The organism is Providencia sp. PROV252 (assembly GCF_033676005.1).
Classification (GTDB): Bacteria; Pseudomonadota; Gammaproteobacteria; order Enterobacterales; family Enterobacteriaceae; genus Providencia; species Providencia vermicola.
The window spans coordinates 2,821,175-2,845,443 of record NZ_CP096294.1; the positions used below are offsets into that span (position 1 = coordinate 2,821,175).

Genomic DNA, 24,269 nt, shown 5'->3' on the forward strand with positions numbered 1-24,269 from the left:
CAACATAATTTAACAGAATGTGATCAAAAGACCTATCAGACAAAACGGAAAAAACTATCAGAGGCTAAAACAGTGGGAATGCGAGATATTTTATAAATAGGAAGTGAAATATACGTATAATTAATTATCAATAATCTGTTTATGAGTGAGAAAATACAGTTTCCCCACCCAATACGTGATTTTATCAGGTATTTTTTACAGGGATAGTGTCACGTAAAAAACTGCCTAAACGGCGCTGATAAAACGGCTGAACATGTTGAGTAATAAAATGACTAATACCTTTTTCATGTTCATTGACCACACAAAAATCAATCGATTCATCATCATTTAAATACTCACAAGCTAATGTACCTGCTTCATGAATAATTGTATCGATATTCTCTGCGCCAGTGGTAAATTCCAATGCAATCATTAAAATAGGGTTTTCCTCACCCTCTTCATCTTCAAGCGCTGACACCATAAAAGCCCGTCTGACGACCTTATGTTGCTTAAAGAACTCAGTCAGCGCATCGACAATCGCTTGTGGCTCTTCATCTAATACACTTAATTTCAACGAGGAACCTTTCGGCACCGTTAACTCTGTAAATTGGATCTCAGTTTCTTGGTTCGCATTATGATTGTTCGATTGCTGCGACATGCTCATCCCCTACCATGAAAAAATAATCGTTTATTATACGCGTACTTTTGTTGAGGTAAAAAATTGTTGAGATAAAAAATAGGCACGGAAAGTTTCCCCTTCGTGCCTGATATCAATAATCGCAATTTATTTTGCTTTACTGATTAATAAATTCGCTAATGTTCTCACACCTATACCTGTTGCGCCCTCAGCCCATAAGCTAACTGGCGATTTACGGTACGTTGCAGAGCAGTCAATATGTACCCAATTTTGACGGTAGTTTTCAACAAAGTGGGATAAAAATGCTGCGGCGGTGCTCGCACCTGCGGTGTGTGATGGCGCTGCAATGTTATTTAAATCGGCAAAGCCTGATGGCAACTGTTGACGATGGAACTCTGCTAGTGGCAAGCGCCAAAATAGTTCAAACTCTGCATCAGAAGCACTCATTAAATCGGCAACTAATTTATCATCAAAACTTAAAACGCTGTGGTAATCGCCACCTACGGCTGTTTTTGCTGCGCCCGTTAAGGTTGCTGCATCAATGATAAGTGTTGGTTTTTCTTTGCTTGCATCAATCAAACCGTCCGCAAGGACTAAACGACCTTCTGCATCCGTGTTCATGATTTCAACAGACTTACCATTACGGTAACGAATAATATCGCCTAATTTAAATGCATTGCCGCTGACCATGTTGTCTGCTAGGCACAAGAACATTTTGACACGTTTTTTCAAGCCGCGTGAAATGGCTAATGCTAGTGCGCCAGCTAGTGTTGCTGCCCCGCCCATATCCGCTTTCATAGAGTTCATAGAAGAGGATGGCTTGATGCTATAACCACCTGAATCGAATGTAATTCCTTTACCCACTAATGCCGCAAATACGGGCGCATCAGGGCTTGCTCCTGGATTATAATCTAATGCTAAGAATACAGGTGGGCGGCTAGAGCCACGACCGACGGTATGAATACCTGCATAACCTTGTTCTAATAAATCATCACCTTTTACAATACGATAGCTAATGTCTTGCGCACCAACGGTACAGAGTAAATCGATAGCACGTTGAGCCAATTGTTCAGGGCCGAGTTCTTCTGCGGGCGCATTAATCACATCGCGCACCCAATCCACGGTGCGAATGCGGTTTTCTAATTCTTTACGGTCATCCTCTGGCAATACAGGCCATTCAATGGTTCTTGCCCCTTTGGGTGCACGAAAACCTTGCCAAAATGCCCAACTTTTTTCTAAATCCCAACCCTCGCCAGTCAGTGCAACATTGCGGATACCCTGGCCGTCTAATTTGCGACCCGCACTTTGCACTGCACAAAGTTTACCAGCGTGCTTCAGGTGGATTGTCATTCCTTTATCGCCAGAGCTTAACAATGCGCCCTCACCCCAACAAGGTGCTGCTGGCTCACAAGAAATCATTACTGGCATAATTTGTTTTGTCATCGTTTTTCTCACTTTGTCTATTTTTACCGACAGCAAAAGCCCAATAATCTATCGGCAGATGCCTTTACCTTAACCGATAAATAGCGTTAGCGATATCATTATAGTGCTGATATAAAATAAAAAAACCGAGCACATTTTCTAATGATTGCTCGGTCTTTAATATTAATTGCTAATTATTCGAACTCATCCAGCCAAACTAACAAGATAGCTTCTAGGATTTTTTCATTCGACTTTTGCGGGTCATCATCAAACTCTTCTAAGTCGCAAATCCATTGGTGCATATCCGTAAAACGAACTGTTTTAGGGTCGACATCTGGAAACGCGTCATACAGTGCTTCGCCGATTTCACGGCTATTTGACCATTTTAAACTCATGTTTTTCTCTCATTATACGAATAATTGTTTTTCAAATTATACTCCATTGAGTCATATCAATGGCCCTTCATTTATTCTTCATTATACTATTTGTAAGAGGTAAATCGATAAGTGTCTCCAGACATGCCAACGTAATACCTTGTTCTTTTAATGCAGTAAACAAGCCGCTTGATGATACATAAGGGCAGCCCAACTTTTCTTTGATGTTTTGTATTCGCTTATTTTCACTGGCTTCAGAGCAGCCTTGAATATAACTGATTTCTTTTACCCTACAGTGCGAAAGCAGTAACCTTATGGTTATCATTTCTTTTCGCGTAAAACGAATATTACCAAAGCGCATGTGCTTATGTGTATTGATAAATTCATCAGCAAGATTTTTAGTTTTACCTAACAACCCATTATCATCATTGATATTCGCTCTCATCGGTAATGCAATTTCTGGATTTTTTTTCCATGTATAGTGGGAGTAGTCCGCAATAATAGGACGATATTTATAAATTGCTAATATTTCAGATAAACTAAATTGCTTTTTAGCATTAATAGTCGTAATTTCAAAAATGTCGTCATATCTACTGCAAATATCTATTTTAAATTGATTTTTTTCTGTTTTTTTTAGTGTTTCTGCGTAAGCATCTGAGTAATTACTCCAATATTGAATACTCGATTTTAATCGTTCAGAAATTAAAAGGTCCAGATCATCTGCCCAACAAAGTAATTGCCATTCATAGTTACTTGATGATATATAGTATTCCTTTTTTTTAATATCAACAGAGAAAAAAGTTAAATCAATGTCATTCCAATCGAAGTATTTTGAAAATTCATTACTAAAATCTGAAAAGGTTTTTTCTAACACTATGCTTTCTATATTCATTTATTTACCTATGCAAAGTTTAAAATTGACTTACCATTATTTATCTACGAAAAGCAATAAATCTAACACCACCACAGAATGTTAAAAACACACCTATATAAATTAAATTAATATCGGCTAGATAGGATGTTATCAATGGTGTAATGCCCCCAAGCATAGTTACCGCCAGATTAAATCCTATTGCAAAATTTATCACATTACCTTCAGATGCATAAAACAACATATACGTACTATTAGATAACACCATAGCTGCATATAATGTTATTATAATCTGAGCTAATATTATTAGCTCTATAACTCGACTATTTATTAAGAAGAAAAGTGGAATAGATAAAACCAACATACAAGCCACACCCAAATTATATATTTTTTTGGGATTACTATATTTATCAGCAAACCATCCAAAAAATAGCATGCTCACCAATAACAAAGTTGAAAACATTAACCCATACGTTGTTCTATTTTCTATAATATTCACTTTTTCAAGAAAAATAGGCGTTGATACATTTTGCACAAAGAAAATAATACTACCTGGAATAGTTAATAAAAAAACATAACCAATATTAGCATAACTAATAGATAGCTTATTTGTATCTTGAGCTATAGACTCTGGTAGTTTAACACGAAACCAAAAACTAATAATGATATTTAAAACACCTAAAAATAGAGGGATTCTCCATCCTATTGTCTGCATTACCTGTGCTTCCAGCACATTCTCAAGAATGAAGACGATACCTAGTGAAAGGATAATCCCTAGCGTTGAACTACAATTAATAATTGCTGATATCCGGCCTATTTCTTCTTTTTTTGCATCATTAAGTAAATAAGTAGATAACGAGGGATATTCACCACCAAAACTAAATGAGAGAGCCATCTGTAAAATTAAAATAATAATGGGAGTATAATTAGCTAATAACTCAATTGGAAGTAGTGCCATACATAATGTTGCTGTACCCGTTATTATCCCTGTCAATATCAACGCTGATTTTTTTCCTGATTTTTGTGCATAGCGACCTATTATATACCCACCAACAGGCCGAGCAATAAAGCGTAATGCAAATATTCCCCATACCATTTCTGTGGCTTGGTTATAGCCTAGTCGTTCTAATTCAGCGCTGAGATAACCCGATATTGCGGCAAATACTGCAATATCATAATATTCAAGTGTATTACCCGCTACTGCACCAAACCGATACTTCCATTTCATATTAAAATTCCTTTTTATATTTAACATTATTGCATTGGTATTTATATGGAAATTAAATTATTATATTTTAACTTAAAAGACACCTCCCAATATCGATATTACCTATAACACAACAAATAAAATATAAAAAGTAAAAATTTAACCAACCCTATTAACCCATTAAACTAAAAAAAGAAATAAAATTAAAAACCGTAGTTGCATATAAAATAATTTCATTATTATATTTAATGCAAATAGTAAAAATGGCTCGTCATCTAAAAATAAAATTACCATAAGAAAACATAATTTATTTTTTATAATATTTTAAAATAACCATTAGTATATATATGAATATTTATTAATGGCTATTTAATGTTAATTATTTAAATGGCTAGTGTTGTCGCTAGGCGGCAAATTGAGCTAATCCCTAGGAGCATACAAAAGTATGTGACTAGGGTTAGCAAAAGAAGCCAACAACGCTACAGCATGAAGTATGATGAGCGTTTGGATTTTTAAATAATTCACGTTGTAGCTAGGCCGTGATTAAGAGTATCTCGAGGTGCATACAAAAGTATGTGACTAGGGTTAGTGAAAGAAGCCAACAACGCTACAGCATGAAGTATGATGAGCGTTTGGATTTTTAAATAATTCACGTTGTAGCTAGGCCGTGATTAAGAGTATCTCGGGGTGCATACAAAAGTATGTGACTAGGGTTAGTGAAAGAAGCCAACAACGCTACAGCATGAAGTATGATGAGCGTTTGGATTTTTAAATAATTCACGTTGTAGCTAGGCCGTGATTAAGAGTATCTCGAGGTGCATACAAAAGTATGTGACTAGGGTTAGTGAAAGAAGCCAACAACGCTACAGCATGAAGTATGATGAGCGTTTGGATTTTTTAAATAATTCACGTTGTAGCTAGGCCGTGATTAAGAGTATCTCGAGGTGCATACAAAAGTATGTGACTAGGGTTAGTGAAAGAAGCCAACAACGCTACAGCATGAAGTATGATGAGCGTTTGGATTTTTTAAATAATTCACGTTGTAGCTAGGCCGTGATTAAGAGTATCTCGAGGTGCATACAAAAGTATGTGACTAGGGTTAGTGAAAGAAGCCAACAACGCTACAGCATGAAGTATGATGAGCGTTTGGATTTTTTAAATAATTCACGTTGTAGCTAGGCGGCAAATTGCGCTAATCCCTAGGAGCATACAAAAGTATGTGACTAGGGTTAGCGAAAGAAGCCAACAACGCTACGGCGTGAAGTATGACAAAAATCAGTGTTCGCGGGCGTGATTGATAGTATATTTAGGCAGCTCCACCACTAAGTCCTCATCCGCTACCATTGCTTGGCAACTCAGTCGGCTTTCAGGTTCTAGGCCCCATGCTTTATCCAGCATGTCGTCTTCTAATTCACTGCTTTCTTCTAGAGAATCAAAGCCTTCGCGCACTATACAATGGCAGGTTGTGCAGGCACAGGATTTCTCGCAGGCATGTTCCAGTTCGATACCGCTACGCAGTGCCACGTTTAAAATCGACTCACCCTCTTGTGCTTCAACTACAGCACCGTCTGGACATAAATCACTATGAGGTAAAAAAACTATTTTAGGCATAATTATATCTCATCCACAGAATGGCCTGACAACGCTTGGCGAATAGATGCATCCATTCGACGCGCAGCAAAATCCTGCGATTGCTTATCCAGTTGTTTAATGGCATTTTCAATTGCGATGGGGTCAGTACCCTCAACCGCTTTAATTAACTCATTGACCGCATTATCAATTTCTGACTCTTCGTTTGGCGTCAGTAAATTTGCATCTTGGGCTAATGCGCTCGTTAAACTTTCAAGCACTCTTGCCGCTTCAACTTTTTGCTCCGCTAGGCGGCGCGCAGTTAAATCATCTTGCGCGTTAGTCATTGAATCTTTAATCATGTTTGAAATTTCATTGTCTGTTAAACCATAGGATGGCTTAACTTGAATTGAGGCTTCTACTCCCGTGGATTTTTCCATGGCGCTCACGCTGAGCAGGCCATCGGCGTCCACTTGGAATGTGACACGAATATGCGCACCACCTGCCGCCATAGCGGGGATATCACGCAGAGTAAAACGCGCTAAAGAACGGCAATCTGCCACCATTTCACGCTCACCTTGTACCACATGAACACTCATTGCAGTTTGACCATCTTTGAATGTTGTGAACTCTTGTGCGCGGGCAACTGGGATAGTGGTATTGCGTGGTATAACTTTTTCCACTAACCCCCCCATGGTTTCTAAACCAAGGGAAAGAGGGATCACATCCAGAAGCAGCATGTCACTGTCAGGCTTATTACCCACTAAAATATCGGCTTGGATAGCCGCGCCAATGGCGACAACTTTATCAGGGTCGATGGAGGTCAGTGGTGTTTTACCAAAAAACGCCCCCACTTTTTGACGCACAAGTGGCACACGCGTCGAACCACCGACCATCACGACATTTAGCACTTCATCCGCTTCTACGCCCGCGTCTTTTAATGCACGACGGCATGCCATTAACGTGCGCTTAATATGCGTTTCAATCAATGCTTCAAATTGTTCGCGATGAATTTTCCCCTGCCAACTAGCCAGCTCAATAGTGGCTGTGTCTGCATCACTCAATGCAATTTTTACGTCAGTGGCAATATTCAATAACTGGCGATTTAAATGGTGGTCACCTTGCAGTGAAACACCGGCTTGGTCGGCAATCCACTGCGCAAGAACGTGGTCAAAATCATCACCACCAAGCGCTGTATCGCCTCCCGTGGCTAATACTTCAAACACACCACGACTTAAACGTAAGATAGACACGTCAAATGTGCCGCCACCGAGATCATAAACTGCGATTACCCCTTCTTGCCCTGAATCTAAACCATAGGCAATTGCAGCGGCGGTCGGCTCATTAAGCAAGCGCAACACATGCAGCCCCGCAAGGCGAGCCGCATCTTTGGTTCCTTGACGCTGCGCATCATCAAAATAGGCGGGCACCGTGATCACCACGCCATCCATTTCTCCGCCAAGGGTGTTTTCTGCGCGTTTTGCCAGTGTTTTTAAGATATCGGACGACACTTGAATAGGGTCAACTTGCCCTGTCGCTGTATGGATGAACGGTAATCCGTTTTCACTCGCGGTTAATTGATAAGGCAAATCAGGGTAGCGTTTTTGAATATCAGCCAATGAACGTCCCATCATTCTTTTTACCGAAATAATGGTATTCACGGGGTCTTGTTCTGCAAGTTGCTTTGCATCCCAACCTACACGCTTATCCGTAGTTTGGTAATTGACGATAGAGGGCAGCAAAACACGCCCTTGGCTATCTGGTAGTGCGGCTGCTTCACCACTACGTACCGTGGCGATCAACGAGTGCGTCGTACCTAAGTCGATACCCGCCGCCAATTTGCGTTGGTGCGGCGCAGCGGTCATACCTGGTTCACTGATTTGTAATAAGGCCATAATCGTTTTCTCTTAAAATTCGTCCAGTAACCGTTCTTCGAGCTGCTCAGCTTGTTGCTGTAACTTATCGAGAAAACGCAGCTTACGCACAGTATCAGCGGCTTTTTCCCACTGCATCGCATCTAATTCGTTGACCATTAGCAAGTTTCTATCTTGCTGCATTTTTTTGACGTTCTTCATAAACACCGCCAATAAGTCAAGCGAATTGGCATTGTTTTCGATATTGTCGAGCTCTTCACGTAGCTCAAGTTGTTCCATCAAAAATACAGTATCATGCATAGTATGTTGTTCATTATTAATATCGAAACCATGCAATGAAAGCAGGTATTCCGCGCGTTTTAGCGGATGACGTAAAGACTGGTAAGCCGCGTTGATCGTGGCGGCTTTTTGAAGGGCTTGCATTTTTTCCTGCTCAGAGGAGGCAGCAAAACGATCAGGGTGGTATTGACGCTGTAAATCTTGAAAGCGCTGTGTGAGTTGTTCGCTATCAATTGCGTAATTTTGGGTTAACCCAAAGAGAGTAAAATAATCCATAAGTGCTTAGTGTCTCGAACCGGTTACCAATGCAACAAACACGTTGTTTAACAGTATCAGCTACATTGGTCGAAAATCATGCGTTTATGAAGGCATTATACGTGAAAACTTTCACCGCATCCGCATTCGCTATTGACGTTAGGGTTATTGAATTTAAACCCTTCGTTTAAGCCTTCTTTGACGAAATCCAGCTCGGTACCATCTAGATAAACGATGCTTTTACCATCGACAATGACTTTTACACCTTTATCTTCGAAAACTGTGTCTTCTTCATTGATTATATCAGCGAACTCAAGAACATATGCCATTCCTGAACAACCTGAAGTTCTTACACCTAAACGCAAGCCTTCACCTTTACCGCGATTTTGCAGGAAAGATTGAATACGCAGCGCTGCACTTTCTGTAAGAGAAATAGACATTGCAAACCTCACTTTAGAAACAAACAAGGCAGATGCTACACAATTGTCGCATCCGCCTTCAAATTATTTTTATACCTTTCACCCCGTTGATAAGTAATCACTTACTTAGCGATATTCAACATGTTGGATGAGCGATATTTTGACCAGATATAGGGCGGTAACTTTTTGTTATTTATTAATATGGGTTGCCCTATAAACTGATTTAAACCTTATTTGCTTTGGCGTTTGCTTTTGTAATCTGCAATAGCAGCTTTAATTGCATCTTCTGCCAAAATTGAGCAGTGAATTTTCACTGGCGGCAATTCTAACTCTTCTGCAATCGCTGTATTTTTGATTGACTCCGCTTCGTCTAAGCTTTTGCCTTTCATCCACTCAGTCACCAGTGAACTTGATGCAATTGCTGAGCCGCAACCGTAAGTTTTAAAGCGTGCATCTTCAATAATGCCGTCATCGCTAACTTTGATTTGCAGCTTCATGACGTCACCACAAGCAGGTGCACCTACCATCCCACTGCCGACGCTTGGGTCGCTGTTGTCGAATGAACCAACGTTGCGTGGGTTTTCATAATGATCGATAACTTTTTCACTGTAAGCCATTTTTAAACTCCTGAAACCGTCTGATTAATGGTGAGACCATTCGATGCTGTTAAGATCTACGCCGTCTTTAAACATTTCCCATAAAGGAGACAGCTCGCGTAAGTGGCCAATTGCGCCATGAATCATTTTGATTGCATAGTCAATTTCTTCTTCTGTCGTGAAACGACCTAAAGAGAAACGGATTGAGCTGTGTGCTAGCTCATCATTCATCCCTAAAGCGCGCAGTACATAAGAAGGTTCTAAGCTTGCAGAAGTACATGCAGAGCCTGAAGATACAGCCAAATCTTTTAATGACATCATCAGTGATTCACCTTCAACATAGTTGAAGCTGACGTTCAGAATGTGCGGCGCACCATGTTCCAAATCACCATTGAGGTAAACTTCTTCGATATCTTTAATGCCATTCCACAGACGTAAACGCAGGCCACGCAGACGTTCAGATTCCGCTGCCATTTCTTCTTTAGCGATACGGTAAGCTTCACCCATGCCCACGATTTGATGTACAGGTAATGTCCCTGAACGCATACCGCGCTCATGACCGCCACCGTGTTGTTGTGCTTCAAGGCGAATACGCGGTTTACGGCGAACATACAGCGCACCGATACCCATAGGGCCATACAATTTGTGTGCAGAGAATGACATTAAATCCACTTTTAACGCACTTAAGTCGATAGGTAATTTACCCACGCTTTGTGTTGCATCCACGTGGAAAACGATGCCTTTGCTACGGCATAATTCACCGATAGCCTCGATATCCTGAACCACACCGATTTCGTTGTTCACATGCATGATAGAAATCAGAATGGTTTCTTCGCGAATAGCGTCAATTAGGTCTTGCATCACAATTAAGCCATTGCTTTGTGGTGACAAATAGGTCACTTCAAAGCCTTCACGTTCTAATTGGCGACAAGTGTCTAAAACGGCTTTATGTTCCGTTTTACAGGTAATAATGTGGTTGCCTTTCTTTTTATAGAAATTCGCTGCGCCTTTAATGGCTAAGTTATCAGACTCCGTTGCGCCTGACGTAAAGACGATTTCACGCGGGTCAGCACCCACTAATTCAGCGATTTGGTTGCGTGCAATATCAACCGCCTCTTCGGCTTGCCAGCCAAAGCGATGAGAACGGGATGCAGGGTTACCGAAGTTCCCATCCATTGTTAAGCATTGCATCATTTTTTCAGCCACACGCGGGTCAACCGGTGTTGTTGCTGAATAATCAAGATAGATTGGTAATTTCATTGCTCACATACTCCAAAGGACAAGCTAACTTGCCTTTAATTTTCTAAAGACACCGATGGCGGAACTTAGCTCTTCGTCTAGGCACTCACTACTCGGTATCGACTGCAATTTTTAATATAATATTTTAAGCACGTACATTGATAATGGATTCAGGCGTGATGCCGTTTGGCATACTTTTACGTTGTTCATTATCTTGTCTATCAGCCACAACCATCACTTCTTGATTTTTCACGAGCTCATCAAGACTGATGCTGCTAAGGAAACTGGTGATTCTGTCACTTAAGTCACGCCATAATGCATGCGTTAAACAACGGTCGCCGTTTTGACAACCTTCTTTATTACCTTGGCAACGGGTTGCATCAACCGATTCATCAACCGCAGCGATTACCTCAGCAACAAAAATTTGGTCAGCGTCTCTACCAAGCAAATAACCACCGCCCGGACCGCGAACGCTAGAAACTAGCTCGTTTTTACGTAAACGAGAGAAAAGTTGCTCAAGATAAGAGAGGGAAATTCCCTGACGTTCAGAAATATCAGCTAAAGGTACTGGACCAGACTGAGAGTGTAACGCGACATCTAACATCGCAGTTACTGCGTAACGTCCTTTGGAAGTGAGTCTCATAACATATTACTCCGTGGTAAAATATGGCTGAATTGTGACATTCCTGAGTAATTTAGTCAACTATTTACCTGACTATTTTACTCAAGTATTATTCACTGACTTTCACCACGGATTTCGCCTCACTTTTTCGCCCATTTTTCCATCGACGTTAAGATACCGCGCAGAATGTGTAGCTCTTGGGTTTCAATGTGCGCACGAGTAAATAAACGACGTAACTTATTCATAATTAAGCCTGGATGCGCTTTGCGAATAAAGCCCGATTCATTTAATACGCTTTCAAGGTGCACATAAAAACGTTCAACATCTTCAGAGGGGGGATATTCTACCTCATCATCATTTGAGGTCACGGGATTTTTTTCATCCATGGCTAAATACGCCATACGGATCTCATAACTGACCAATTGTACCGCCATAGCAAGGTTTAAAGAACCATACTCAGGGTTAGTTGGGATATACAAGTGATACTGGCATTTTTGCAATTCTTCGTTGGTCAAACCAACACGTTCACGACCAAAAACAATCGCGACTGGCGATTCTTTTGATTGCTCAACAGATTTTACACCACATTCCCGTGGCTCAACCATCGGCCAAGACAACGTCCGCGAACGTGCGCTGGTACCAATCACCAACTTACATCCTTCAAGGGCTTCATCTAACGTTTTGACGATGGTCGCGTTACCAATAACATCGCTCGCACCTGCAGAAAGTGCGATTGAATGCGAGTCAGGTTCAACAAGAGGGTTGACGAGGTACAGATTTGAAAGCCCCATGGTTTTCATTGCACGGGCGGTGGAACCCATATTGCCTGTGTGTGAGGTCTCAACAAGAACGATACGAATATTTTCTAGCATGGTTTATACGTTTAATGAAAAAATTATCGGCATAGCTTAACACAAAATTGCTTATTGTGACGAACATCTATATACTTCTGCTCTCAAGTTTTTTGTTCTTTAACATTCCAGTGGAAAAAGCCCATGCATCCGATGCTTAACATCGCCATACGTGCCGCACGTAAGGCTGGTAATCACATAGCTAAAAACTATGAAATGCCTAGCAATATTAAAGTCACTCAGAAAGGAACGAACGATTTCGTTACTAACGTTGACCAAGAATCTGAGCAATTAATTATTGAAATCATCCGTAAGTCTTATCCAGACCACACAATTATCACTGAAGAAAGTGGTGAATTATTAGGTAAAGATGATGATGTTCAATGGGTAATCGATCCACTGGATGGCACTACCAACTTCACAAAACGTCTCCCTCACTTCTCTGTTTCTATCGCTGTACGCGTTAAAGGCCGTACTGAAGTTGCTGTGGTTTACGATCCAATGCGCAATGAATTATTCAGTGCCGTCCGTGGACAAGGCGCGCAATTGAACGGTTACCGCGTCCGTATTGATGAGAAACGTGACCTTGACGGTGCTATCGTTGCAACAGGCTTCCCATTCAAACAAAAACAACACGCACCTGTATTTATGAACATCATGACAGCGATGTTTGATAAATGTGCGGATTTCCGTCGTACAGGTTCTGCAGCATTAGACTTATGCTATGTGGCTGCTGGCCGTGTCGATGCGTATTTTGAAATCGGTTTAAAACCATGGGATTTTTTAGGCGGCGAGCTCATCATGCGTGAAGCTGGTGGGATTATGACTGACTTTATCGGTGGCCATAACTATTTAGCTTCTGGTAACTTAGTTGCAGGTAGCCCACGCGTTGTTCGCGATATGCTGTCCATCATGAAAGATGAATTATCTGAAGCGTTAAAACGTTAATTTCTCTTTTCGTTAAAGCCCACTTCATATGTGGGCTTTTTTGTAGCCATTTTAAAATAAAATAACACCTTTGATTAAGTCACGATTATTGATAACATCTTGCTCATAACGCTCGCCAATGGAATCAAAATCAAACTGGTGAGTAAGCATCATTTCACTTGATATTTTACCTTCAGCCATCAGTCTAGCAACTTTATTAAAGTCTTCAGGGGTCGCATTACGACTGCCCATCATTGTGGTTTCTTTTTTATGAAAATCAGGATCAGAGAATGAAAGGTTGCCTTTGAATAACCCCACAAAAATAACTTGCCCACCATGACGAATTAAATTAACGGTATTATTCATCGCATGCGGGTTACCCGTGGCATCAATCAATTTTTCGGCTAACATCCCGCCAAAATAGGCTTCAATGACGGCCAGATAGTCCTCAGAAGCAGGATCACAGGTTTTTACACCTAATACTTTTTCAACATGTTGGCGTCTTGCCAAGCTAGTATCAGCAACAAGAACATTTGCTCCATCTGCTTTTGCAATAGCTGCAACACCAAGACCAATAGGCCCCGCACCGACTACAAGAATGGCATCATTTGGTTTAATTTGTGCTCGTCTCACCGCGTGGGCACTAATAGCGAAAGGTTCAATTAACGCCCCATCGATATCAGACACGCTGTCTTCAATGGCTAATATATTTTTTTCAGGGACATTCAGATATTCACAAAACCCACCATCTTCGTGCACACCAATCACTGAAATTTTTTCACAACAATTGGTTTTCCCGCTTTTACATGCACCACATTCATAGCATGCCACATAAGGCATTACAGCAACACGCTGCCCCACTTTCCATTGTTTTACATCATCAGCAACTGCACAAATAGTCCCCGAAATTTCATGCCCTAAGACACGTGGGTACTGAAAAAAGGGCTGATTCCCTCCCCACGCATGAATATCTGTTCCACAAATTCCTACCGCATGTATCTTTATTTTGACTCGCCCAGCCTTAACAACAGGTTCTTCCACTTGCTGGTAAACTAATTTTTTTGGTTCCTGACAAATCAATTGCTTCATATCACCCTCCATCAATTAATCCGTCTTTTTTAATTTAAAAAACATAAATTAGGTATTAAACAACTAATTTTTGTGATTAAATGTTTTCAAATCGGTATTAAATCGGTTTTTTAAACATAAAAATCATAGAGGGATGCTGAAGATGGTAAGAAGTAAAAACTTACGTTACAGTTCAATTAATGAATTCCTAGACGCTATTCATAAAAATCTACTGTCTTCGCCATTTCCTTCACAATCATCTTTAGCTGAGATGTTTAATATCAGTCGTACGACGGTAAGACATACGATAGAATATTTACTAGAAAAGAAAATCATTGAAAAACAAGGGAGTGAATATCATGTTTCCCGATACCCTAACAAAAATGATTTCTTCCCCGTTGAGTCTAGCCTCCCCGATCAACAAATCGTTTTATTCGAAAAAGCCTTTTATCAAATGATAAAAGAAAAGGAATTGATGCCAGGTGACACATTTACTGAACTTCAATTAGCTAAAAAAAGCCATGTGAATTCCAGTGTAGTACGTGAGTTTTTAGTTGAGTTTTCACGTTATGGTCTGATTAAAAACACCCATCGCGGCAACTGGCACATGATGAAATTTTCCCGCGAGTATGCAGAAAAATTATTTGAATTCAGAGAATTACTTGAAACCAATGCACTAACACACTTTTTAAACTTACCCGCGGATGACCACCGCTGGATTTTAGCGAAAGAGTTACTTTTAAAACATCGCGCCCTGAGGGAAACCGTCACAATCAATTACCGGGACTTCTCTCAACTTGACTATGAATTACACAGTTTAATTTTATCAGGTGCTAATAACCCTTTCTTTAATCAGTCACTTGAAATAATTACTGTTATTTTCCACTTCCAATATCAGTGGGATGAATCAGACCTAAAAGAGCGAAATGTGCTTGCAATTGAAGAACATATGACCATTCTCAGTGCACTAATTAGTCGTAATGACCTTGTGGCAATGAATGAGCTTCGCCACCATTTAGATACCGCTAAACGAACTATGATCAATTCTATTCAACAAACTTACGAGTAAATCGAACCATAAATAATTTGTTATATCACCATAGGGAAACAATTGATTTTTCTCATCTACTCTTATTTTCATTATTTTGTTTTTATCTGGATTTTTCCTTAAAAAAACCAAATAAACTATAAATAACATTTTAAAAACAAAGCGAAATAAAGAAAAATCAATTTAATATCAATCAATTAAACAAACAACTCCAATCAACTTTAAATTAAAAACTGTTTTTTACTCATAAAAAACAGATTAAAAGCATGAAAAAGCCATTTAATCCACAAAATTGATGCAATTAATAGTGCCTTTCTCTAAATACTTCTAGTCTGAGTCCACACCAGAACACATATACGCATAATAACTAGAGGAATGGCTATGAATTATTACCTGAACCGAAAGTCAATGGTGACAAAGCAATACCCTGAAAAAATTCTTCAATTTGGGGAAGGTAATTTTTTACGTGCATTTATTGATTGGATGGTTGACCAACTTAATGAAAAAACAGATTTCAATAGCGGCATTACACTTGTGAGGCCCATTGACTCTGCTCACCCATCAATCAATAAACAAGATGGCCTATACACTGCCATCACCAGGGGACTTAACGAACAACAGCAACAAGTTGCTGATATTAGAATTATAAATTCAGTTAATAGAGAAATACTTATTTATTCTGAATATGATGAATTTATAAAATGTGCAGAAAATCCTGAACTGCAATGGATATTTTCTAACACCACTGAAGCTGGCATTGTGTATCATCATGATGTCTGTTTTGAAGAAAAACCAGCGAAGAGCTTCCCAGGCAAATTGACCCAGTTTTTGTTCCATCGTTACCAATATTTTAAAGGGGATAAAGATAAAGGTTTATTTATTATACCTTGTGAACTCATTGATTATAATGGTGAAAAGCTTAAAGAATTTGTTCTTCAACATGCACAAGATTGGGATCTGCCAGATGAGTTTGTTACTTGGCTAAATGAACACAATACCTTTTGCTCCACATTAGTGGATAGAATAGTCACTGGTTACCCAAAAAACGAAATTGAAAAATTAGAAAGCGAATTAGGCTACAAAGACGATTTTCTCGTTACTGCTGAATATTTTTATCTATTCGTCATACAAGGTCCAAAGATCTTAGAGGAAAAATTGAAGCTGAATTCTCTTCCATTAAATATCAAAATTGTTGATGACATTAAACCCTATAAAGAACGTAAGGTTGCTATTCTTAATGGTGCTCATACCTCAATGGTGCCTGTTGCTTACTTAGCTGGCATAAAAACCGTCAGAGAGGTGGCTTCCAACCCAACCTTTTTGGCCTATGTTAATGAGCTTATCACTCATGAAGTTATCCCTGTTTTATCCCAACAACCCTCTGAGTTAAATCAGTTTGCTGCAGATGTTATTGATCGCTTTAATAATCCCTACATTGAGCATGAATTACTTTCCATTTCCCTTAATTCGCTCACTAAATTTAAAACGCGGTTATTACCCCAGTTAATTTCGTATTCTCAACAACGTAATGCTATCCCCTATTGTATTTCATTTTCACTTGCAGCTTTAATTGTCTTTTATCGTGGCAAATTCAACCATCTGACTATTCCATTGAAGGATGATGAATATTTACTGGAACGATTTAAGGTTTGGGACGAACTCTATGATACCGATATTACGCAGCTCACTTACAATGTGCTCGCCATGTCAGATTTATGGGAAATAGATCTCAATCAAATTGATTCGTTAACTGAGGATATCGCCTTAAAGGTTACACATATTTTACGCAGTGGCACTCAAGCAATACTTGAAGCACGATACACCAAATAAACAATAACTATTTAAAACAATAAGTCCCCCTACAGGAGATACACTTATGAAACTGAGCACATTAAACGGGAAGAATATTCTAGGCTTAACACTCAGCGCCATGTTTTTAATGGGCAGTATGGCAGGAACCGCTTTTGCAGAAGCAAAGTATAAACTTAAAGTCGCTTACGAAAATAACCCTGGAGAACCTTTTGATCTCGCTATTCATGAATGGGCAAAAAAATTCAATGAAAAAACCAATGGTGAAGGTGAACTTATTCCTTACCCAAGCTCACAATTAGGTTCGAAAAAAGATGTCATTGAGCAGATGAAATTAGGTAGTCCACTTATCACTCTCGCCGATGGTGCTTTCTTTTCAGATTATGTTCCTGACTACGGCATCATGTTCGGCCCATATCTAGGCCTGTCATATAAGGATATTTTTAAATTAAATGCCTCTCCTTGGTATAGCTCGCTGGAACAGCAGCTAGACAAAAAAGGGTTGCATGTTGTTTCTAAAGATTGGTTGTATGGATCTCGTCATATTTTAGCAAATAAAATGGTGCAAACTCCAGATGATCTAAAAGGTCTAAAAATTCGCGTACCGAACAACAAAATCCAAATTAAAGGATTAGAAGCAATGGGAGCTACACCGACACCATTGCCATTAGCTGAAGTTTATACTGCACTTAATCTTAAAATTATTGATGGTGCAGAGAATCCAATTCCTGTGTTATACGGTCAAAAACACCATGAAGCAGCGAAATACTTAATTTTAACTGGCCACGTTGAAAACGTTACTAACTTAGTTATGGGTAGCAAAACATATAATAAATTACCTGAAAATATCCAACTCGCCTTGGTTGAATCGGGGAATGAAGCTGGTCAATACCTCACCGAATTAGTCCTGAAAGAAGAAAAAGAAATTATTGAGAAAATGAAAAGTGAAGGTGTCACTGTTGTTGAAGTTGACCGTACCCTTTTCAAAGAAAAATCAAAACCATTCTATAACGAATTCCCTGAATGGTCTGCGAATTTATATCAACAAACACAAGATATTATTAATAACTAACCATCTATATTGGCGGTTAAACCGCCAATATTTTTAAATTAATAAATGGTTATTTATGACTTTCGCAAGGATCTTTTATGTTTAAATTTCTAGGGAAACTAAGTGATATTGTTTCATCGTTAGCTGTCGCTGCGATTGTCATTATCACAATTCTTGCTGTATTCATGCGCTGGCTGCTGAATGACCCGCTAATGTGGAGTGAAGAGGTTCTCATCATTTGCTACATATGGTTAGTCATGATCGGCGCTGCTTCAGCTGCTGGAAAAAGGATGCATGTTAGCATTGATGCAATTACATCTCTTTTTCCTCAAAAAATACAATTATCTATCGCTGTAATAACGCATATTATGGCCATCGTTGCGTTATCTATTTTTGGCTACCTTGGCTATGAACTCTCTCTAATCGCCGAAGATAAGATCACTCCAATAATCGGCGTTTCTTATTATTACATCGACCTCTCCGTTCCTATTGGTGCATCCATTATGGTGTTATTTTCCGTTCAGCATTTATTGGAAGATATGAGCAAACTGATTAAAGGGGATAAACCATGTCAGTAGTTATCGCCTGTATTGTCTTAATTTTTTGTTTTTTAATTAATGTTCCAATTTTCTTAAGTGTATTAATCGCGTTATTAACATATTTCTTTTCCGCTGGGGATATTTCGCCACTCATCGCTGTACAGCGTATTATTGGTGCTGGTGAGAACGTTACTTTACTCGCAATCCCATTTTTTATTTTGCTAGGTAACTTGTTAAATTACACTGGAATAACAAGCCGAATGTTGAAGTTTACAGGCACATTATCTGGCCACTATCCTGGCGGTTTGGCGCAATCAAACGTTTTGCTCAGCACGATGATGGGCGGGCTTTCTGCATCTAACCTTGCGGACTGCGCTATGCTGTCTAAAATGTTAGTGCCAGAAATGACCAAATTAGGCTATGGAAAAAGCTTTTCTGCCGCAGTGACCGCGGCTGGCTCACTTATTACCCCAATTATCCCCCCAGGGATTGCCCTAATTATTTATGGTTTTGTTGCCGATGTTTCTATTGGCAAAATGTTTATGGCTGCCATTATTCCCGGCTTAATGTGTTGTGTCGCATTAATGGTTGCAATTTATCTTATTGCTAAAAAACGAGGTTATAAACCTGCTCGTGATAAAGCACCGACTTTTGCTGAAGTTTATCAAACAGGTAAAGGGGCAATGTCTGCCTTTTTATTAGTATTAGTCATTATCGGTGGCATTCGATTTGGCATTTTCACCCCAACCGAAGCGGGTGCTATCGCAGTATTATACGTCATCATTATTGGCACGTTCTTTTATCGTGAAATGAAATTAAAAGATATTGCAGCTTCATTCTTAGAAACTGCCCGTTCAACCGCAAGTATTATGCTAATTATCATGACTTGCTCTGCTTTAGCATGGGTGTTAACTAACGAGCAAGTCGCACAAGATGTCGCCAGAATGATGACGAGCTTCTCTGATAATCCTTACGTATTTTTAATGATTGTTAATGCCGTTTTATTAATTTTAGGGATGTTTATTGAAGGGAATGCCGCCATTATTGTACTTGTTCCATTATTAATGCCTACTGTTAAACTATTGGGAATTGACCCTATTCACTTTGGGATCGTCATGATACTCAATCTCGCAATTGGTTGTTTAACACCACCAATGGGCACAGTCATGTTTGTTGCAACTTCAATTACAGGTGTACGCATTGCCGACTTTATCCGTGAAGTTATGCCACTCTTCTTTGCCTTAATTGTGGTTTTATTATTAGTTACATTCATGCCATTCTTCACCACATTTTTACCTAGTTTATAATTTACAACGCCTCTAAAATGGTAGCTAGATATAATTCTAGCCACCATTTTTTACATTTATAATTTTTATAGATTAATTAAAATAAAAACAATCAGAATTATTAATTTCAAAGTAACACAATTACACTATTTAAAAATTTCGTGAATTTATTTTAAACTTAGCTCTTAACTCCCTAAAAAAACAATCACGCTAATGACAAAAACATCTGAAACATTCACATTAATATCTTAATATTCATAAAAAACACTTATTGAGTGTATTTTTTAATCTAAAATTAAAAATACATTTTCATTATTTTCATTAATATACAAAAGACGGCAATCTCATTTTTTTATTTTTTAAATTTATATTTGAAAAATATAAGAACTATATCTAGCATGAAATAAGGCAGCTAATTATTAACAGGCGGCCATTCAAAGTTATATAACTTTATTCTACTTGACCTTAATGGGGTTAACTATGTCTAGATATATACTACCTCTGTCTTTACTTTCTTTATCTGTTGTATCAGGTTCAGCACTCGCAGTAACAAACAGCCCTGGAGGTATTATTTCAATCTCAGGCGCTATAAGTGATACTACCTGTACTATTAATGGTGGTAATAGTGCTGATATGTCTATTGCCTTAGATCCAATTATTGCAACTGACGCTGGAACAACGGCAAATACAGTAATAACCAAAAACCAAAAGACATTTGCATTAACATTTTCGAATTGTGCTCAAGTTGGAGGGGGTACGCCTACTGGTACGTTAAAACTGCACTTTTCTTCCAGTAACATCTCGCCTTCTGGTCTATATCTGGTGAATACCACCGTGAATGAAAACGACCCAACGGTTGCTCGTAATGTGGGTTTTAGCTTGTCACAAACCACATCGCCAACTGTTGCTATCCCGTTAAATACAACATTTGATACTGCCCTAACCGCAGCAAATACAACTGGAGCAACAGGTGCAACATTAAACCTTATTGCAAGTTATTATAAAACGAATACAACCGCAGCCCAAGTTGGTGCTTTGCAATCTAACGTCATTTACACTGTTTCCTACTTATAAATAGCGTCTAAGCCAGGCTTTTATTAGCCTGGCTTTACAGGGATATTATGATGAAAAAAGCACTCCTATTATTCGTTATTTTATTTTCCAATAATTTATTTGCCAATGTCATTATTACGGGAACTCGAATTATCTATCCTTCAGATGCTGAGAGTATGGCAGTACAATTATCAAACAATAGTAAAACAGCTTCTCTTGTTCAGTCATGGATTGATAGTGGAGATGAAAATTCGACCCCTGAGAATTCAGATGCACCCTTTTATCTCTCGCCACCTATTGTAAAAATAGAAGGCTCACAAGGACAGCAACTTAAAATAAAAAAAATAGATAAAACTCTACCTAACCATATTGAAAGTGTATTTTATTTAAATGTACTGGATATTCCTAAAACACCCGATACCGCTAAAGGTAAAAATACGATTCAGTTAGCCACGCGATCTCGAATAAAAATTTTTTATCGTCCTGTGGAATTAACCGAATCACCTGACGATGTTATTAATAAAATTAATTACCAATTAAACAATAACACCCTATTAATAAAAAATAACTCGCAATATCACTTTACGGTTGCTGCATTGACAACAACCAATGATAAAAAAAACTCACTGATTGATTCAGGAATGATATCTCCAATGTCTTCTCTTGAGTTTCCGTTAAAACAGGTATTAAAAAATCGTGACCTTGTTTTAGTTTATGTCGATGATTATGGCGTTTTCAAATCTCACAATATTAAACTTTAAAAGAAGATATCATCGTGAAAAAAGAAAACTATCTCTATTTCCTAATTTTATTAGGACTGCAAAGCTGTCTCAAAAACGCGGTAGCAGATGAATTTGAGACATCCCTATTAGTCGGTAAATCCGCACAGGGTGATATTTCACGATTTTATACGGACAGTAAAATTCCTTCAGGAAAACAACTAGCAGATCTTTATGTAAATAATAACTGGAAAGGCCAATTTGAAATTGAGATTGATCATGACGGTAAAGTCATCAGCCTTTCCTCTAACGATGTTAAAAAGTTAAATTTAAACTTATCGCCAAGTGTGATTGAAAAAATTCAACAGCAAGATGTTATCCCTATTGATTCTTTAGTGCCAAATGTTCATTACAAATTCAATATCAATGAATTACGACTCGACATGACGGTGCCCCAAGTGGCATTAAAACAATCTGAGGCCAACTATGTCGACCCAAGCTTATGGAACTACGGTGAACCTGCAATTATTTTTTCTTATAATACAAATTATTACAGCTATAAAGAAAAGAAAAATGCCAAAACCAGTAGCGATAATTTTTATGCAACACTCAATTCGGGTGTCAATTTAGGGGCGTGGCAATTTAGGGATGAATCAAGTTATCGCAACAGTTCCCATGGTTCATCAAAATGGAAAAATAATACGCGTTATGCCTATCGTCCCATTAGCCAAATAAAATCAGGGGTTAAAATCGGTGATTTTTACACCCCTGCGGCGCTATTTAACAGCCTGCGTATTCGTGGGATTGCGCTGGCGACCGAAATGGGGATGTATCCCAACTCGAGCCAAAATTTTGTTCCTATCATTCGCGGCGTGGCTCAGACCAACGCATTGGTCAGCGTCTATCAAAATAATAACTTAGTTTACCAAGAAAACGTCCCACCGGGTGAGTTCTCCTTTAACGACCTTCAACCCAGCGCAGGCGGGGGGGATTTATTTGTCGTTGTACAAGAGGCGGATGGCCGCAAAGAAACCTTCACCGTCCCCTATTCTGCGGTTCCTGATATGCTTAAAGAAGGCATTTATACCTACAACCTTCTTGCTGGAAAAACAAACATTGAAAGCACACACTACCAGCCTAATTTTACACAAGGTGAAATACACTACGGCCTGAATAACCTCGTCACTCTCTATGCGGGTATGTTGTTCAGTGAGAAATATTATTCCGGCGTTGTGGGGAGTGGTTGGAACTTCAGTTTTGGTGCTATTTCCGCTGATGTGACACACGCAAATGCAAAACTAGACGCTGGCTCTCAGAGTGGGCAAAGTTACCGACTGACTTACAGCAAATACATTAATTCAACCTCAACCAATTTAACGTTGGCGTCTTACCGTTACTCAACGAGCGGTTATTATAGCTTTATGGATACTATCTACGCCCAAGATAACTATCGCGCGTGGAAATCTTATCAAGATGACCTTTCCCAACAACTGGGGAATGATGCACCTTCCGACTTATCATTAACCAATTTTGATGCCCTGCGCGGGTCTCGTGCAAAAAATACCTTTACGTTGAATTTGAATCAACAACTCGCCGATGGTTACGGCTCGGTCTTTGTTTCTGGCACCCATCGCGATTATTGGAATACCCATGGCAGCAGCCGTGAATACCAAGCGGGCTATGCCAATAACTACAATGATGTGTCCTACAGTGTATCGGTTTCTCGTATTCGTAATTATGATAATAAAGAAGAAACACGGGTGTATGCGAATGTCAGCGTGCCATTCTCTTTGTTTGAAAAACGCGCCAATATTAATCTCGGCAGTTACTTTACCGATTCACATTACCAACAAACAGCGTTGAGCGTTAGCGGCATTGCGGGTAAAAATGATCAAGTCAATTACACAGTGACAGCGACCAACCAAAGTGGCGGGAATAATTTAGTGGGGGCAAATGCCAGCTATCAACTGCCATCGACGACCCTGTCAGGTTCATATACTGAAGCCAATAACTACCGCCAAGCGGGTTTAGGGGCCAGAGGAACGGTGGTCGCCATTCCTGAACATATCGTTTTTTCAGGAGAAACAGGCCAAACCTACACCATTATCGAAGCGCCGTTGGCTAATAACATGATGGTCAATTCAGATAAAACCACCCTCACCAATCAGCAAGGTGTCGTATTGGTTGCGAATTCAACACCTTATCGAACAAATACCTATACCCTTTCTGATACTGACAAAACATCAGGCGCAGAAGTCCTTGGCAATATGGCTAATGTGAGCCCGTATCAAGGTGCCGTGAATTATATCAAACTCGAAACAGACACGCGTCAAACTTACATATTTAGAGCCTCACTGGCCAATGGGGAAAGTCTGCCATTTGGTACTGAGGTAAATAATGAACAAAAACAAAATATTGGTTATGTGGGGCAATCTGGAGTGATCTACATTAAGAGCGATCAATGGCCTTCCATTTTGTACATCAAGCTCAATTCTAAGGAAAAATCAGAGTGCGTAATTAAAGACCCCGTTAATACCATGGATAAAAACCATAATTTTTGTCGATAAAGGACGTT

23 protein-coding genes are annotated in these 24,269 nt (G+C 39.3%); 9 read left to right on the forward strand and 14 right to left on the reverse strand.

From position 1 onward, the window contains the following. Positions 1-184: 184 nt before the first annotated feature. From M1F05_RS13005 to trmJ, 13 genes are all read right to left on the reverse strand, one after another. Positions 185-637: an enhanced serine sensitivity protein SseB C-terminal domain-containing protein gene (locus M1F05_RS13005; RefSeq protein WP_206082456.1), complete on the reverse strand. Its 453-nt coding sequence runs from the start codon at positions 635-637 to the stop codon at positions 185-187. Between the two features lie 126 nt (positions 638-763). Then, on the reverse strand, positions 764-2,059 hold the full coding sequence (gene pepB / locus M1F05_RS13010) for an aminopeptidase PepB (protein WP_206082457.1): 1,296 nt from the start codon (positions 2,057-2,059) through the stop codon (positions 764-766). A 173-nt stretch (positions 2,060-2,232) separates the two neighbouring features. Next, positions 2,233-2,433, reverse strand: a complete 201-nt coding sequence (gene iscX / locus M1F05_RS13015; protein ID WP_004912658.1) for a Fe-S cluster assembly protein IscX — start codon at positions 2,431-2,433, stop codon at positions 2,233-2,235. Between the two features lie 67 nt (positions 2,434-2,500). After that, positions 2,501-3,304, reverse strand: a complete 804-nt coding sequence (locus tag M1F05_RS13020; protein ID WP_206082458.1) for a helix-turn-helix transcriptional regulator — start codon at positions 3,302-3,304, stop codon at positions 2,501-2,503. A gap of 40 nt (positions 3,305-3,344) precedes the next feature. Then, the gene (locus M1F05_RS13025; RefSeq protein WP_206082459.1) at positions 3,345-4,511 is read right to left on the reverse strand and encodes an MFS transporter; all 1,167 of its coding nucleotides are present in this window, start codon (positions 4,509-4,511) and stop codon (positions 3,345-3,347) included. A gap of 1,254 nt (positions 4,512-5,765) precedes the next feature. Next, complete coding sequence (fdx, locus tag M1F05_RS13030) at positions 5,766-6,101, reverse strand: ISC system 2Fe-2S type ferredoxin (protein ID WP_206082460.1); 336 nt, start codon at positions 6,099-6,101, stop codon at positions 5,766-5,768. A 2-nt stretch (positions 6,102-6,103) separates the two neighbouring features. After that, on the reverse strand, positions 6,104-7,954 hold the full coding sequence (gene hscA, locus M1F05_RS13035; RefSeq protein ID WP_206082461.1) for a Fe-S protein assembly chaperone HscA: 1,851 nt from the start codon (positions 7,952-7,954) through the stop codon (positions 6,104-6,106). Positions 7,955-7,966: 12 nt separating this feature from the next. Next, the gene (gene hscB, locus M1F05_RS13040) at positions 7,967-8,488 is read right to left on the reverse strand and encodes a co-chaperone HscB (protein WP_206082462.1); all 522 of its coding nucleotides are present in this window, start codon (positions 8,486-8,488) and stop codon (positions 7,967-7,969) included. A 95-nt stretch (positions 8,489-8,583) separates the two neighbouring features. After that, positions 8,584-8,907, reverse strand: a complete 324-nt coding sequence (gene iscA, locus M1F05_RS13045; RefSeq protein ID WP_047756461.1) for an iron-sulfur cluster assembly protein IscA — start codon at positions 8,905-8,907, stop codon at positions 8,584-8,586. A 209-nt stretch (positions 8,908-9,116) separates the two neighbouring features. Continuing rightward, positions 9,117-9,503, reverse strand: coding sequence for a Fe-S cluster assembly scaffold IscU (gene iscU, locus M1F05_RS13050; RefSeq protein WP_206082463.1), 387 nt, complete (start codon positions 9,501-9,503; stop codon positions 9,117-9,119). A 24-nt stretch (positions 9,504-9,527) separates the two neighbouring features. After that, positions 9,528-10,742 (reverse strand): IscS subfamily cysteine desulfurase, encoded by a 1,215-nt coding sequence (locus M1F05_RS13055; protein ID WP_206082464.1) that lies wholly within the window; start codon positions 10,740-10,742, stop codon positions 9,528-9,530. Positions 10,743-10,866: 124 nt separating this feature from the next. Further along, positions 10,867-11,364 carry a Fe-S cluster assembly transcriptional regulator IscR gene (gene iscR, locus M1F05_RS13060; RefSeq protein WP_206082465.1) on the reverse strand — a complete coding sequence of 166 codons (498 nt, stop codon included), beginning with the start codon at positions 11,362-11,364 and terminating at the stop codon, positions 10,867-10,869. A 119-nt stretch (positions 11,365-11,483) separates the two neighbouring features. Further along, complete coding sequence (gene trmJ, locus M1F05_RS13065) at positions 11,484-12,215, reverse strand: tRNA (cytosine(32)/uridine(32)-2'-O)-methyltransferase TrmJ (protein WP_206082466.1); 732 nt, start codon at positions 12,213-12,215, stop codon at positions 11,484-11,486. A 123-nt stretch (positions 12,216-12,338) separates the two neighbouring features. Between trmJ and suhB the strand changes: the two genes are divergently transcribed. After that, the gene (suhB, locus tag M1F05_RS13070) at positions 12,339-13,142 is read left to right on the forward strand and encodes an inositol-1-monophosphatase (RefSeq protein ID WP_206082467.1); all 804 of its coding nucleotides are present in this window, start codon (positions 12,339-12,341) and stop codon (positions 13,140-13,142) included. 51 nt (positions 13,143-13,193) lie between these two features. On the opposite strand, the gene M1F05_RS13075 is transcribed toward suhB, so the two are convergent. Further along, positions 13,194-14,210 carry a zinc-binding alcohol dehydrogenase family protein gene (locus M1F05_RS13075; protein ID WP_241016771.1) on the reverse strand — a complete coding sequence of 339 codons (1,017 nt, stop codon included), beginning with the start codon at positions 14,208-14,210 and terminating at the stop codon, positions 13,194-13,196. Positions 14,211-14,352: 142 nt separating this feature from the next. Here M1F05_RS13075 and M1F05_RS13080 point away from each other — a divergent pair, with 142 nt between their 5' ends. The 8 genes from M1F05_RS13080 (at position 14,353) to M1F05_RS13115 (ending at position 24,261) form a co-directional block, all read left to right on the forward strand. Beyond that, positions 14,353-15,258 (forward strand): GntR family transcriptional regulator, encoded by a 906-nt coding sequence (locus M1F05_RS13080; RefSeq protein WP_206082469.1) that lies wholly within the window; start codon positions 14,353-14,355, stop codon positions 15,256-15,258. A gap of 360 nt (positions 15,259-15,618) precedes the next feature. Further along, positions 15,619-17,067, forward strand: a complete 1,449-nt coding sequence (locus M1F05_RS13085) for a tagaturonate reductase (protein ID WP_412990549.1) — start codon at positions 15,619-15,621, stop codon at positions 17,065-17,067. A 46-nt stretch (positions 17,068-17,113) separates the two neighbouring features. Continuing rightward, positions 17,114-18,118: a C4-dicarboxylate TRAP transporter substrate-binding protein gene (locus M1F05_RS13090; RefSeq protein WP_206082471.1), complete on the forward strand. Its 1,005-nt coding sequence runs from the start codon at positions 17,114-17,116 to the stop codon at positions 18,116-18,118. A gap of 77 nt (positions 18,119-18,195) precedes the next feature. Further along, positions 18,196-18,675 (forward strand): TRAP transporter small permease, encoded by a 480-nt coding sequence (locus M1F05_RS13095; RefSeq protein ID WP_206082472.1) that lies wholly within the window; start codon positions 18,196-18,198, stop codon positions 18,673-18,675. Further along, positions 18,666-19,943, forward strand: coding sequence for a TRAP transporter large permease (locus M1F05_RS13100; RefSeq protein ID WP_206082473.1), 1,278 nt, complete (start codon positions 18,666-18,668; stop codon positions 19,941-19,943). Before M1F05_RS13095 ends, M1F05_RS13100 begins: the two co-directional genes overlap by 10 nt. A 459-nt stretch (positions 19,944-20,402) precedes the next feature. Next, positions 20,403-20,996 (forward strand): fimbrial protein, encoded by a 594-nt coding sequence (locus M1F05_RS13105; RefSeq protein ID WP_206082474.1) that lies wholly within the window; start codon positions 20,403-20,405, stop codon positions 20,994-20,996. A 50-nt stretch (positions 20,997-21,046) separates the two neighbouring features. After that, positions 21,047-21,736, forward strand: coding sequence for a molecular chaperone (locus tag M1F05_RS13110; RefSeq protein ID WP_306803698.1), 690 nt, complete (start codon positions 21,047-21,049; stop codon positions 21,734-21,736). Between the two features lie 14 nt (positions 21,737-21,750). Continuing rightward, positions 21,751-24,261, forward strand: a complete 2,511-nt coding sequence (locus tag M1F05_RS13115; protein ID WP_206082476.1) for a fimbria/pilus outer membrane usher protein — start codon at positions 21,751-21,753, stop codon at positions 24,259-24,261. Positions 24,262-24,269: the final 8 nt, after the last annotated feature.